General features: G+C 59.3%; 9 protein-coding genes and 1 pseudogene. 9 read left to right on the forward strand and 1 reads right to left on the reverse strand.

Annotation, left to right across the window (positions count from 1 at the left end):
* Positions 1 to 75: 75 nt before the first annotated feature.
* The 8 genes from Q3C01_RS03160 (at position 76) to Q3C01_RS03195 (ending at position 12330) form a co-directional block, all read left to right on the forward strand.
* Positions 76 to 1347 carry a glycosyltransferase family 4 protein gene (locus Q3C01_RS03160; protein WP_458143722.1) on the forward strand — a complete coding sequence of 424 codons (1272 nt, stop codon included), beginning with the start codon at positions 76 to 78 and terminating at the stop codon, positions 1345 to 1347.
* A gap of 36 nt (positions 1348 to 1383) precedes the next feature.
* Positions 1384 to 2196, forward strand: coding sequence for a polysaccharide lyase family 20 protein (locus Q3C01_RS03165; protein WP_458143723.1), 813 nt, complete (start codon positions 1384 to 1386; stop codon positions 2194 to 2196).
* A 157-nt stretch (positions 2197 to 2353) separates the two neighbouring features.
* The gene (locus tag Q3C01_RS03170; protein ID WP_458143725.1) at positions 2354 to 3169 is read left to right on the forward strand and encodes a heparin lyase I family protein; all 816 of its coding nucleotides are present in this window, start codon (positions 2354 to 2356) and stop codon (positions 3167 to 3169) included.
* A gap of 461 nt (positions 3170 to 3630) precedes the next feature.
* Positions 3631 to 4881: a nucleotide sugar dehydrogenase gene (locus Q3C01_RS03175; protein WP_458143727.1), complete on the forward strand. Its 1251-nt coding sequence runs from the start codon at positions 3631 to 3633 to the stop codon at positions 4879 to 4881.
* Positions 4862 to 6286: a glycosyltransferase family 4 protein gene (locus Q3C01_RS03180; protein WP_458143728.1), complete on the forward strand. Its 1425-nt coding sequence runs from the start codon at positions 4862 to 4864 to the stop codon at positions 6284 to 6286. The genes Q3C01_RS03175 and Q3C01_RS03180 overlap by 20 nt, the downstream gene beginning before the upstream one ends.
* A gap of 175 nt (positions 6287 to 6461) precedes the next feature.
* Complete coding sequence (locus tag Q3C01_RS03185) at positions 6462 to 7484, forward strand: polysaccharide deacetylase family protein (protein ID WP_458143730.1); 1023 nt, start codon at positions 6462 to 6464, stop codon at positions 7482 to 7484.
* Positions 7481 to 8542, forward strand: a complete 1062-nt coding sequence (locus Q3C01_RS03190) for a polysaccharide deacetylase family protein (protein ID WP_458143732.1) — start codon at positions 7481 to 7483, stop codon at positions 8540 to 8542. The genes Q3C01_RS03185 and Q3C01_RS03190 overlap by 4 nt, the downstream gene beginning before the upstream one ends.
* Before the next feature lie 632 nt (positions 8543 to 9174).
* The gene (locus Q3C01_RS03195; RefSeq protein WP_458143829.1) at positions 9175 to 12330 is read left to right on the forward strand and encodes an acetoacetate--CoA ligase; all 3156 of its coding nucleotides are present in this window, start codon (positions 9175 to 9177) and stop codon (positions 12328 to 12330) included.
* A gap of 118 nt (positions 12331 to 12448) precedes the next feature.
* Here Q3C01_RS03195 and Q3C01_RS44945 read toward each other — a convergent pair whose 3' ends face one another.
* On the reverse strand, positions 12449 to 13066 hold the full coding sequence (locus tag Q3C01_RS44945) for a VanZ family protein (protein WP_479684009.1): 618 nt from the start codon (positions 13064 to 13066) through the stop codon (positions 12449 to 12451).
* A 391-nt stretch (positions 13067 to 13457) separates the two neighbouring features.
* Between Q3C01_RS44945 and Q3C01_RS03210 the strand changes: the two are divergent.
* Positions 13458 to 13939 (forward strand): annotated as a pseudogene (locus Q3C01_RS03210) (hypothetical protein); the annotation flags it as partial.

Below are 13939 nucleotides of genomic sequence, written 5' to 3' on the forward strand. Positions count from 1 at the left end.
CTGCACGCCGCAACATTGCGCTGATCTTGCGTCTAACGGTTGGCCCCATCTGTTTCGCTTTCTTGGGATCTCGTCATGAACGTACTGCTGCAGTCGTCCCAAACGGAAAGTGGAAAGAGTTGCGCCGGGGCCAAAGCAATGGAGGGAGGTTTGAGTCACGATGTCAGTGGACACCACGTAACGATCTCCGCACGTACTTCAACGAGACCGGATGCTTACTCTGAGGGGACGCGAATTCAGGCGGATAACGGCACGGTCGAAACGACCATCGATACGCTTCGCGTGATGGTGGCTACTCCCTTTGGCCAGTATGGCCGAGGGGGAATAGATCGATTGACGGATCTCATCATTAACTCCATTGACCAGCGAAAAGAGCTCGGAGTCAAGGCGGCGAGGCTCGTGACCAGGGGAGAGAAGAGGTGGTGGCCGCTCGTCTTTGCCCGGGCATTGGTTCAATTTGGGATTGCAGCCTGGCGGCGTGACGTTGACGTGGTGCACCTCCAACTCTCGTGGCGCGCTGGCGTATACCGCAAACTCTTCATCGCGGCGATCGCGCGGCACTTGGGGATCCCCTACGTCGTGCATCTTCATAGCGGTCGGTTCGGACGTTTTTGGACGGGCTCTGGGGCATATGTGTCTCGGAGGATCGACCGACTCTTCATGGAGAGTGCAGCGATTATAGTTCTAGGGCAGTGTTGGGCGCGCCTTGTTGTGGATCGGGTGCCTGACGTGAAGGGCAAAATCATAGTTCTTCCGAACGCGACGACTGTACTGGACGGGCCAAAGCGAGACCGGGCGGACGGCGAGCCGATCCAGATCACCTTTCTTGGTCAGGTCCGACCGGAGAAGGGCGTTCCGCAACTCATTGACGCGCTCGGAAAATTATCATCCCGCGCGGGTTGGTCGGCCACGATAGCCGGAAATGGAAGCTTGGATCAAAGTCGATCCCATGCCCAGCAGCTGGGAATTTCCGATCGAGTGGATTTCCCCGGGTGGCTTGGCCCCCACGAAACGGCGGCGTTGCTTTCTAGAACCGATATCCTGGTGCTACCGTCCTTCGTGGAGAACCTCCCGATGGTGGTCATAGAAGGCTTTGCCTATGGCGTGGCGGTGATTGCAACGCCGGTTGGTGCGGTACCCGAAGTTATCGATCACGAACGCAACGGCTTGCTTGTGCCGGTTGGTGATGTCGGAGCGCTCGCTGCGGCGCTTGATCGACTGATCGAGAATGGGGAATTGCGTCGAAGTCTCGGCGACGCCGGGCGTCGCGACTATGCGGAGCGATACGAGATCGGCGCCTATATCCCGCGCCTGGTGTCTGCTTGGCGGCGGGCGGCGAGAAGTTGACGTCTTGAAGAGTGCTACCGAAAGTCGAGGTACGGCGTGCGCAAGATTTTTTCTGTCAAGTGGGCAACCGCAGCCGTGGTGCTTTGCGTGCTAATTGCGTGCGCGGCCGAGGTCGTTTTCCTATATTCGAGCATTTTCCTGATGGGACGCATCCCCCTATCCGATGAATTTGCGACCCGCGATTTCTCTCGATGGAACGGCTTGGCAAAACAAGTTTGCTGCAGCGGGTCGGCAGTCGTCGTTGACGCGCCCAATTGGAGTTCCAAGAGTGCCGTTAGATTCGAGATCAATTTCCAGGACCCTCTCGTTAAGGGGAGTCATCGATCCGAATTTCGATTGCAGGCGACGGAATTTCACCGCCTGTATGAGTACGGATTGAAGATTTTCGTGCCGGAGGACTGGCCGTCCGACAAGCACGAGGTTGCGGTGATGCAAATGCATAACGTACCAGACAATTGGAAAGGTGAGTGGGGTCTCTCTCCTCCACTGGAATTGAGTTTACTCGACGATACCTGGGTTCTCCGAACGGCTCGGGGGCGAACTCCAACCTGGCTCGATCGAAAAGGGGACATTCGACATGACGTCGCGTGGTCGCAGCCATTTGAACGTGGCAAGTGGAGCAGTTGGATTTTTCGTACCAAGTGGTCGCTTGGTGGGGACGGGATTATCGAGGTCGAGAAGGACGGCAATCTGATTCTGCAAAGGCACGGCGCGAACTGTTACGACAATCTGCTGGCTCCCTACCTCAAATTTGGGGCCTACGCTCCTACGTGGATACATCTAAGTGTGCCGCCCGAATTCAAGACAAGGGAGATCTATTTTACGGACGTTTTTGCACGCGAGCTTTGAGAGGCGGACCGAGACCTTTGTTGCAACATGCGGGTTAGCTATGCGCGACAGCGGAATGTGGCTACATCAATTACGTCGACGAACCAGGATAGGACAGCGCAGGCTGCCATCGTTGCTCGTGCTCACTTCGTCATCATTCTTCGCACTCGGGGGCTTGGTGGCAGCAGACAGCCGGGGCAGCGTCACCTTGCCAAGCGGTACTCTTTCGGGAGGTGCTCGCAGCTCGGCCGCGATGAATATTGCGGCTGGCACGGACGAAGTGCCGCGAGCTCCGGTAGGTGAGATGGAAACGGAGCGCGGCTTGTTCTCCGGCGCCAATGACTCAATCATAGAGATCGGTGGAACCAGCGGCCAAGTCCAGAATGCAAACCAGATGTGGAGCCTGACCTCGCCGGAGAACCACGCGTTCCGGTTTGAGGTCCGCCCTGGCGATCATTGGAGCAATTCCGGCTGGAGCGATCTTTTGGACAACGATGGGGCCGAGCGCTCTGAAATCGAGCTCGAACCTCGGTTCGAATCCGGCATCACCATAAATGTATCTTACGAATTTATGATCGAAACCGGGGCAGAAAATACCTCACCATGGCTTGTCATCGGTCAATTTCATCAAACCAATGCAAGCGGTCCGCCTCCATTCGCCGTAGCGCTGACTGGCGAACATATGCAAATCATCATCCGAAATGTGCCCAAAACCGGGTTGGTAGCTTATCGAGATCCGAACCCCATTCAACGGGGGCGATATTATTCCATGAGCATTCAGGTGAGGTTTGACGACAAGAAGAACGGAGCCCTCAGTGTTTCGCGGGACGGCGTACAGCTTGTGCGCTACCAAGGCCTGATCGGATATGGGCGCAGCGAGACATACTATTGGAAGGAAGGCATTTACCGCGCGCGCGGGAGCACCGCACCGATGGCGGCGGTCTACAAGGATCTGCGGGTAACCACCACGCGGTCGGATCTGCCCCAAGAGTGATGCAATCCGCCGTTTCGGAGCCGCGCCGCAGGCTGCCTTCGCGTTAACGTTTGCGCACTCGACCGCCGAACTGGGCAACGTCGCCCTGCCCTCGGATGCGGAGAAACGTCCCAGAGCGGGACTCGAAGCGATCCAGCGACATTCGAAGTTCAAGCGGATCGGTAGTCCCCGTATGGCCATGCTAATATCCGCACAGCTTGAGCTCCCCTCATAGCCAGGAGCACGCTCTGGAAGGCCGGGCTACACCATTCCTGGGTCTGTTCAAACGGCGCATGGGGAGTTCAGGTCCGGCGCTCGCAGGCAGCTCAACTTCTGCTGTCGCTCGCGGCCCGATATGGCCTCGAGGACCAATTCAATCTCGGGTACCCACAATTGGGTAGCCACTCCGCCTGCGTTAGCACCCCTTTTGCTGACGCTTGCGCGGCGCGACTCGCGGCTATTGTGCCGGGATGAAAATAGCAGTGTTCGGACTTGGTTACGTCGGCATGACGGCGGCCGCTTGCCTCACAAGGGACGGCCACGAAGTCATCGGCGTCGACGTGAGCGATGAAAAGGTGGCGATCGTCAACGAGGGCAGGTCGCCAATCACGGAGCCTGGTCTCGATGAGCTCGTCGGGCGCGCCGTCCGCAAAGGCTTGTTGAGCGCGACGAAGGATGCGAGCGAACATCTCGACGGTTGCGCAATGGCCATCGTGTGCGTGGGAACGCCCAGTGCTCCGGACGGCTCCCACAACATGAGCTTCATCGTTGAAGTGTCCCACCAGATCGCGGCGCTGGTCGGCCCGGCCCGAACAACGACGTTGACGGTCGTCTTCCGCTCCACGGTGAGGCCCGGCACGCTCGAGGAGCTGGTTCTCCCGATTTTCGAGAACGCGTTGAAACACAGGATGGGGCTGGTCGAACTCGTCTACAATCCCGAATTCCTGCGCGAATCCGTAGCGGTCGAGGACTTCTTCCATCCACCGAAGATCGTGATTGGGACGAAGGATGGCGGGCGGTGCGCTGCTCTTGACGAGTTGAACGCAAGAATCGAAGCGCCCGTCTTCTACACGACTTATCGTGCGGCAGAGTTGACCAAATTCGTCGATAATACGTTTCATGCCGTGAAGGTTGCTTTTGCCAACGAAGTGGGGCGCGTTTGCGATAAGCTGGGCATCAGTGCCGCGATGGTTCACAAGATATTCATCTCGGACACGAAGCTCAACATATCGCCATATTACCTGAGGCCAGGCGGAGCATTCGGCGGCTCATGCTTGCCGAAAGACGTTCGTGCGCTCCAATACATCGCAAGTGACGTAGGGGCGCATACTCACGTTGTGGATGCGCTTCTCAGATCGAATGATGCGCACAAGAATTTCCTGTTTGAGAATTGCGTGAGGTCAATCCCGCCGGGCGGCCACGTGCTTATGCTGGGTCTTGCCTTCAAGGAAGCCAGCGACGATCTTCGCGAGAGTCCTAATATCGATCTGGCCCGTAAATTCCTACAGTCGCACATCGACCTCTCGATCTACGATCCTCACGTAGAGCCATCGAAATTGCTGGGTCAGAACCTTGGCTATGCGTTCTCAAATCTGCCCGCGCTCCGCAAGTTGCTAGTTCCAAAATCAACCGCCGAGTCGGAGCAGTTCGATCTTGTGGTCGATACCAGAGGATGGGCGAAGAGCATGTCGTTGCGCACTGGACGAGTCATCGATGTCAATACGCTTTCATGACGAGCGCGGCGCCCGCGACCTTGGTCAAGCGGGTAAGGCGAAACCACCCGGGTCGATCGGCGTCGCGAGCGAACTCCGCGAATGGGCGGTTTCAGAGACTACCTCTGCAGGCTCGACTGCATCGATTCCCTACACGGCGATAGACCGATCGGTTCGGCGCCGGGTGCTTATCATCGTCGAAAACCTTCCAGTGCCCTTCGATCGCCGCGTCTGGTCGGAGGCCACCACACTGGCTCGGCATGGCTATGAAGTGTCCGTCATTTGTCCCAAGGGACCTGGCGCCACGGCCTCGTTTGAGATCATCGAGGGAATTGCCGTCTATCGCCACTGGTTGCCGGGAGAAGGGCGCGGCGTGCTGAACTATGTGGCCGAGTACAGCGCGGCGTTGTTTTGGGAGCTCGTGCTGAGTTTAAGAATTCTAGCAACGCGCGGGTTTGACGTCATTCACGCTTGCAATCCGCCGGATCTCATTTTCGTCGTTGGCGCATTTCACAAATTTCTGTTTGGCAAGTCTTTCATCTACGATCAACACGATATCAATCCGGAATTCTATGAGGCAAAATTTGGACGCCGCGGCTTTCTCTGGCGGGTCCTGGTTCTCCTTGAGCGTCTTACATTTGCATTATCGGACGTATCGATAGCGACAAATAATTCTTTCCGAAAAATCGCAATTGAACGGGGACGAATGAATCCGGACCGCGTGTTCGTTGTACGCTCCGGTCCGAACCTTTCGCGCGTACGGTCACTTCCACCGGATCCTTCCTGGAAGAAAGGCCGGAAATTTCTCGTCGCATATGTGGGCGTTATTGCAAGGCCGGAGGGGATCGATCTGCTGCTTGAATCGATCAGGCACATCCGCAGCCAACGAAACCGCGATGATGTTCAGTTCGTCATTGTCGGGAGCGGCCCTGAACTGGAGGAAGTCAGGAGACTCGCGACGGCCTTTGAGCTGGATGAATTCGTGACGTTCACTGGCCGTGTCGATGATGCGACGCTGTTCACAATACTTTCGACGGCAGACGTCTGCGTGGATCCGGATCGCCCCAACCCGATGAACGATAAATCGACCATGAACAAGACCATGGAGTACATGGCCTTAGGGCGGCCTATCGTCCAATTCGACCTCACCGAAGGGCGCGTTTCGGCGGGCGAGGCATCCCTTTATGTATCGAATACCGACACTGCGGAGTTCGGTGACAAGATACTTGAACTTCTGGATGATCCGATGCGGCGTGCTCATATGGGCGCGTTCGGTCAAAAGAGAATCCACAACGAACTCGCCTGGGACCACGAGGCCGCACACCTTCTAAGCGCCTACGAAAAGGCATTCGATCTGAGAGACTCGCCAAACGCCAATCGGGGCGGTGCCGTACTGGAGTCGAGCCGGCGCGACGGCCCACACTGATGCGGACGGTCTCGCCGCGGACCCGGTCCCTTTTTCCGGGTACGATCGTAGCATAGGTCGAGAGATCCGCGGATGCCCTGCCCCCTGACTCGATCGCTTGTGGAGGTCTCGTAAGAGCCAAATGAGGCAGCTCGCGACAGACGGAATCCTACACGGGATTCATTGGATGGGACTCATGCCGGTGTTCCGCCGAATATTCGCCGGACGAGCGGTCATTGTCATGTTCCATGAAATACAGCGGGATTTCCGCCATGAACTGATGACGGGCACGTCGGTAGATCTCTTCCGACATTCGCTCGATTGGCTCCAGCAGCAAGGATGGAAAATCGTCAGCCTTGATGAATGTTTGCAGGCGCTTTCACGGAACGAACCGAAAGCGCCAAGGTACGCAGTGCTGACGTTCGATGATGGATATCGAGACGTGCTCTCCGTGGCGCTTCCGCTCATGGAGCAGCGCAAGGCGCCATTTACGGTTTACGTACCTACGGGTGCCCCAACTCGCGCCATGAAGTCTTGGTGGATCGGCCTGCGGGAACTCTTTCGCCGAGAGGACCGGGTCACCATCGATGCGATGGAAAGGAGCTTTGCTTGCCCGGACTTTCACAGCAAGCGAGCAGGATTGAAAACGGCAATCCAGTGGGTTCACGGGGACTATCGCCGTTCCGCATTGCTTGAACCAACATTCCGCAAGTACGGTATTTCACTTTCTGCTTTGAACGATGCGTATTTTCTCGACGAGCGAGAACTGCAAGCGCTCTCCCGCCATCCTCTGGCGTCAATTGGGGCGCACACCGCGTCGCATGCGGCACTCGCTACCCTCGACACGTCCTCCGCGCGAGCGGAACTGGAAGACAATCGCATATACCTCGAGACCCTCCTCGAACGACCGGTTCGTCACCTGGCTTATCCCTATGGGAGCGCCGGCGCATGCGGGCCTCGCGAATATCGCCTTGCCGAACAAGGCGGCTTTTCAACAGCGGTGACGACGCGGAAAGGCCACTTGGCCAACGGGAGCCTCGATCGTTTCGCCTTGCCTCGCATCGGCGTCGGCTGCCACTCCGAGGCGCGAATGTCATTTGAGGCCAACCTGAACGGCGTTCACGCGGGCGCACAGGCGCTCATGAAGGCTGTCTCGCTGAGGCGAGATGCGAGTGGATTGGGTGATCAGGCTCCTGCCGCCGAGAAGGCTTCCGGGTGAACAAAATTTTCAAAAGCAGCCTGTTCTACGGCGCGGGTCAGCTCGGACGACTGCCTTTTTGTCGCGTCCGGTTCGCCGGTAGAGCAGCCATTATATGTTTCCATGAGATTCAGCGGGACTGCGCATCGGAACTGATGACCGGGACCTCGGTTTCGCTCTTTGAGTTTTCACTTGATTGGTTGCGACGACAAGGTTGGTCCATTGTCAGCATGGACGAATGTCTTCAGAAGCTGGCAAGCAATGATCGGTCCGGCCGTTATGCGGTTCTGACTTTCGACGACGGATACCGGGATAATGTCTCCGTAGCCCTTCCAATCCTGGAGCGACATAACGCCCCGTTCACGATGTACGTGCCGACTGGTGCCCCAACACGATCCATGCAGTCGTGGTGGTTGGGTTTGCGTCGATTAATTCTCTCGAAAGACAAGATTACAATCGATGCGCTGGGCCGCCAGTTCCAGTGTTCCGACATTCGGAGCAAAATGTTGGCCTTCACGGAGGTGACCCAGTGGGTTCACGAAGATTACCGGCGGGGTGCAATGCTCGCGCCGACCTTCGAACAGAATGGGATTTCGCTCACGGAATTGAATAACGCCTATTTCCTGGACGAGCGCGAGCTCCGCCTTCTTGCACGTCATCCGCTCGCGTCAATCGGCGGCCACACGAGCTCGCACGCAGCGCTTGCGAACCTGGATACGTCCTCGGCGAGAGCCGAATTGGCAGATAACCGCCACTATCTGGAGAATCTCCTCCAATTGTCCGTTCGGCACCTTGCATATCCGTATGGCTCCGTCAGGGCGTGCGGTCCTCGCGAAGAGCATCTGGCGAACGACGTGGGTTTTCAATCGGCGGTGACGACACGACAAGGGCAATTGTACGATCGCAACGTGAATCGCTTCGCACTTCCTAGGATCGGCGTTTACAGTCGATCAGTCTTCATGGCGGGAATGAGCGGTATCGTCGATGTCATGCAGGCGCTACGACAACGGCTTCGCGCCGACCACGCTACTGGACCGCATGATCAATTAACTGAACTTGACGCACGTAATTCACGTTGATCAGATCCGTCCATCCGATCGAGAGCGGCCTTCCGACCGAAGTGCTTCTCGCCCAGATTGCATTAGCCAACTGTGCCGCGGGCTGCCCAGTAGCGGCAGGAAGCGATCTACAAACAGCACGACGTCGATCTCGACCAATCGCGCTTCGTCCCTTTCGGTATTCCTCTTTTCAAGAGTCGGCTCACAGCCGTGAATAGCCCTTAAGAAGTACATCGAAAGATACAGCGTTCGCTATTGGGCAATTGCGATGACAACCGGATCAATGCCTAGTTGATGAGCAACCTTCGACCGCCCGAGGGCTTCCGTTCGTTCGTTTTCTGGAGGAATCGCATCGCGTCTGGAGAAAATGCGGGAGAAGCAGAACCACCCGGCCGATGGTCCGGAGTTCTGAACTCGGATGGTGCACAGGCTGTCAGTCGCACCATTACTTCCGTGAGTAGTCAGGAATAACGTCTTCACATCCCCTGCTCACGATAAGAGATTCCTCCCGATGCAACAAGACCGAGTGCTCCGCGCGTGCCGTCAGCGAGGACATTCCCGGGGACGACTGCCGCAGTCTGAAAAGTCAGGATCTCTTGACGACAGACAATATCTCTTGACGGCAAAGGAGAATCGTCTTGACCGCTTTGCGGATGCCGACCAAGTCGCTGTCGGAGGACGTGGTGTTCTGGCCGGATGACCAGACTGTCGCGCATTCGCAACTGACCGCCTTCAGGCGATGGTGTGAGGTCCGGACCGGGCGATCCCTGCCCGATCATGCTGCGATGGACCGATTCTCGGTGGCAGAGTTCCGAAGCTTCTGGCGCCTCTTCCTGGAGTGGTCCGATCTGCCTCGCGACGGTACGCTCGACCCGGTCTGTGTCGGCGATGCCTGCGAGACCGCCCGCTTCTTCCCGGATCTCCGCCTCAACTATGCCGAGTGCCTCCTCGCCGGCAGTCCCGATCAGCCGGCCCTTATGGCCTATCACGCTGGCGGCAGCCGCGACCGGTTCACCCGGGGCGAACTGCGCGTCGCCGTCGCCCGCCTGGCCACGTCGCTACAGCGACTGGGTGTGCGTGCAGGTGACCATGTTGCGGCGATCGCACGCAACAACGCCGAAGCAGTCATTGCCGCCCTGGCTACCGCTGCCATTGGCGCGACCTTCGCCAGCTGCGCACCCGATATGGGCGTGCCCGCCATCCTCGCGCGGTTCGCCCCTCTCGAGCCCGTGGTGCTGTTCGGCTGCCTCCGGGCGGAACTTTGGGATCAGGGCGTCCCCGTCGCAGAGCGCGTTGCTGGTGCTGCAGCCGGCCTGCAGAGCCTCGCCGCAATCATCGCGCTGGATAGCGGCTCACTTCCCGCCGGCGAGCAGACTGTGCCTCTGCACCGGCTTGACGACCTGCTCCGCGACGCCGCTGGCAGCGAGGACAGCTTCGAATGGCTGCGTCATCCGTTCAACCAGCCGCTGTTCACGATGTTCTCCTCCGGCACCACGGGCGCGCCGAAGTGCATCCAGCACGGCGCCGGCGGCACCCTGCTGGAGCATGTGAAGGAGCACCGGCTGCATTGCGATCTCGGGCGGGGCGACAAGCTGTTCTTCCAGACCTCCTGCGGCTGGATGATGTGGAACTGGCAGCTCTCGGCACTCGCCTCCGGCGTGGAGCTCGTGCTCTACGATGGGCCGCTCGAAGGGCCGGACACCTTCTGGCGGATCGTTGCCGAGGAATCCGTGACCGTGTTCGGCACCAATCCTGCCTATCTGCATTTTTGCGAGAACGCTGGCTTCGCCCCGGGCCGTGTGTTCGACTTTTCCGCCCTGCGAGCGGTGCTCTCCACCGGATCCATCCTGTATGCCCGCCAGTACGACTGGGTCCGTGACCAGGTGAAGGCGGCGATGCCGCTGCAGTCGATCTCGGGCGGCACCGACATCATCGGCTGCTTTGTACTTGGGAATCCGAACTTGCCCGTCCAACGCGGCGAAGCACAGTGCCGCAGCCTCGGCCTCGATGTCCGCTCACTGCCACCATCTGACGATCCCAGGGCGCCGATTGGTGAGCTGGTCTGTGCCAACCCTTTTCCCTCACGACCCCTTGGCTTTCATGGCGATGCCGACGGCACTCGCTTCCATGCCGCCTATTTTGCCCAGAACCCCGGCTTCTGGACGCACGGCGACCTGATCGAGACTACGCCGCATTGCGGTTGGCGGCTGCATGGCCGCTCCGACGGGGTGCTCAATGTGCGCGGCATCCGCATCGGCACCGCGGAGATCTACCGCATCCTCGGTGACATCGAGGAAATCCTCGAGGCGATGGCGGTCGAGCAGCAGGCTAAGGAGGAGCCCGGCGGCTCGCGCATGGTTCTCCTTGTCGTGCTACGCGGAGGCCTGATTCTCGACGACGCGCTGGCGAAGCACATCCGCTCGGAGCTGGCACGCTGCGGCAGCCCGGCGTTCGTGCCGGCGCGCATCGCACAGGTCGCGGCGGTGCCCGTCACCTTCAATGGCAAGCGGTCCGAGGCTGCGGCGCGCGATGCGGTAAATGGCCGGCCTGCACAAAACCGTAGTGCACTACAGAACCCGGAGTGCCTCGATGTCATCGCCAAGCATCCGGTTCTCCGGTCGCCTCACGCAGCCATCAAGGCACCGCCGAGGTCGGCACTGGGCCGTGCGGCAATCCCGGCCGGCGACCGACTACGGCGCGAGTTGCAGGCGATTTGCGAGCGCGTGCTTGGCGTCTCGCACATCGGCTGGTCCGATAGTCTCATTGGCTTCGGCGCCGATTCACTCGCACTGGTGAACCTTCTGCTCGAGATCGAGGACTATGCTGGACACCCCCTGCCCCTCTCGGTCTTGCTGTCGGCGCCATCGATCGAAGGCCTGGCTACGGCTCTGTCCATGGGCGTGGAGGCCATGTCTGCGCAGCAGGCTGGTCAGCCGGGCCCGCATCTCCGTGCCATGGATCCGGCGGACCGCGATCCGGTCTGCCGCTTCCTCGAGGAAACCTTTTGCGAGTCGGGACTCAAAGCAGCCACCTGGCGTCAGCTGTTCGACCACAACTGGTCCGATCATGGGCCCGGTTTCGTGCTCATCGACGGAAACGCAATCGTCGGCTTCATCGCCACCATTGCCGCCCCGCGACAGGTAAACGGCGAGGCAGCCCTGGTCTGCAACGTCTCCTCCTGGTCCGTGCACCCGAAGTACCGCGGCTGGGGCATGGCACTGCTGGCTGCCGTGCTAGAGGACGAGAGCATCACCTACACGGCCTTCACCCCCTCGCCGACCTCCTGGGCTGTCCTCGCGGCGCAAGATTTCATGCCGTTGGGCGCGCACAGGATCGTCATGCCGCCATTACTACAGCCCGAGACGCTGTTCGGGTCGACCCGGCCGGTCATCAGCTTCGATCAGGCCGCGATCCGCGAGCGGCTGACCAGCGAGCAACGACAGATCTTTGACGATCATGCGCGATATGATTGCCTCCAGCTCACCGTCAGCGACGGGCCCGACCATGCCTATTTGGTGGTGAAGCGCCGTCTCGCTTCGAAGCGACGGCGACGGGCTCTGCCAGCGCGGATCCCGTATTCGGACATTCTGTATTGCAGTGCCCCCGAGCTGCTGGCGCGGCATCTCGAACGTGTCAAGCTGGCGATCCTGCGCCGGCAACGGACCGCGGCGCTCGTTGCCGAGGCGCGGCTCTTTCCGGTCCGCCCACGGGGCCTGCTGCTCCCGATGCAAACCTGCTACCGTTCCCCGCTGCTCCCGGCCGGCGACCTCGACAGGCTGTATTCGGAATTCGTGCTCCTGCCCATCTGAGGCCAGGGGCGTAGAAAGTCCCGCCGTTCTCAATTGCTCAAAATTGACATCGAACGCGCCGCTGCTCAATCGCACAAAGGCGAATAGTACACGCCAAATGACGCAATAAGGACACGCGTTACGGATCGGGCCAAGAACGGGCTCGCTCGAGATACAGAATAGCGCGACCGGCAAAGACGCCCAAGACGCCACCTGCAATCTTTTGGACTCCATCAAGGACTCGCGCGTGGCGATCCGGCGTAAGCAATTGCAGAACTTCAAGCGAGACCGCCGTGGCGAGTACAAAGATCAGGACGGCAGGGATACGTCTTGGATAAGCCAGGCAGAAGAGCGCGCCGAAAACCATGAACGCCGCGACATGTTCAACATTCGCGGAGATCAGCAAAGTTGGCCTATCTCGAAGAGGAGACAGGGTGGCGTAGGCAATAAAAAACAAGGAAGCCCAAGCGGCAGTCCTGAGGAGGCGTTTTGGTGGCATTTCGGCCTTGCTCGCAGTGAACAATTCTGCTGCTCCTCGCCCGCTCCCGCCGAGCCGGGCCAATCCAACGGATCGGAGCAAATTCAGCATACGATAACATATGAGGGCACCGTCACACCAAAGCGGGCGCATTACCTCTTTTTCGTCAGTTTGCCCCGCCGCAAGCAGCGTATCGACTAATAGCTGCACGGGAGAAAGGAAGCGAACGGCCACAAGCCTTCCCGGCAAAGCTCGGCGACGTCGATCGCAAGGAGCCATTCGATGGCGGATCTCGGCGCGAGGCCTGCGAAGACCCCGAGCTCAAATCACGAAACCACTCGTCGCAAACCTTGAGCGCCTCACGTCTCCGTTGATTGTCCACCACTCTAACCAGAAAGGGGTAAGCAGGTCCTCCATGCGAGTTATAGGATTCGCTCACAGGCCGTGCGCATAATGACACATCTGTAACAAGCACATTACCATGCGACGGATCATTGCAAATGGGCCGCAGGGTTACCTGCCTACGCTGGGACGATCCACGCTCCCGTGGATGACGGCCGCTGTGCTCTTGATTGGGGGCACGTTGGACACGCATGCGTCCCCCGATCGAGCGCGGCACCAGGCGGACGCAAGATACGGAACGGCTTCCGACAATCTCGATTTTCGCAGAATGGCGGGTCGTATTGAGTTTGTGGCGTCGCCGCTGCACCGCGACGACACTGACAAATCCATGCAGGTCGCGCAAGCAACGACGATCGATAAAGGAGGACTCGAGCAGCCTCCCGAATTGGAACTTCGCGGACCGGAGTCGCTGCTCCGTGACCTCACCCTCGCGCGACGCGATATCGAGCTGCTGCAGCACTTCGAACAGGAACACGACCGCGCCGAACAGCTGGAGCAGGCGCTTGCGGCCGCGCAACGCGATCTCGAGACTCAGACAGCGCTCGCAGCAAAGGCGAGCAACGAGGTCACCGAGCTGAAGCAGGCGGCGACGGGCGGCTCCATGGAGTTGCAGAAATCCCTGCAACAGGAGCGGGACCGGACCAACCAGCTGGAGCAGGCGCTCGCGGCCGCGCGACGCGATGTCGAGACTCAGACGGCGCTCGCGACAAAGGCGAGCGATGAGGTCACCGAACTGAAGCAGGCGGCGAA

The sequence above is a fragment of the Bradyrhizobium sp. UFLA05-109 genome (assembly GCF_054185165.1).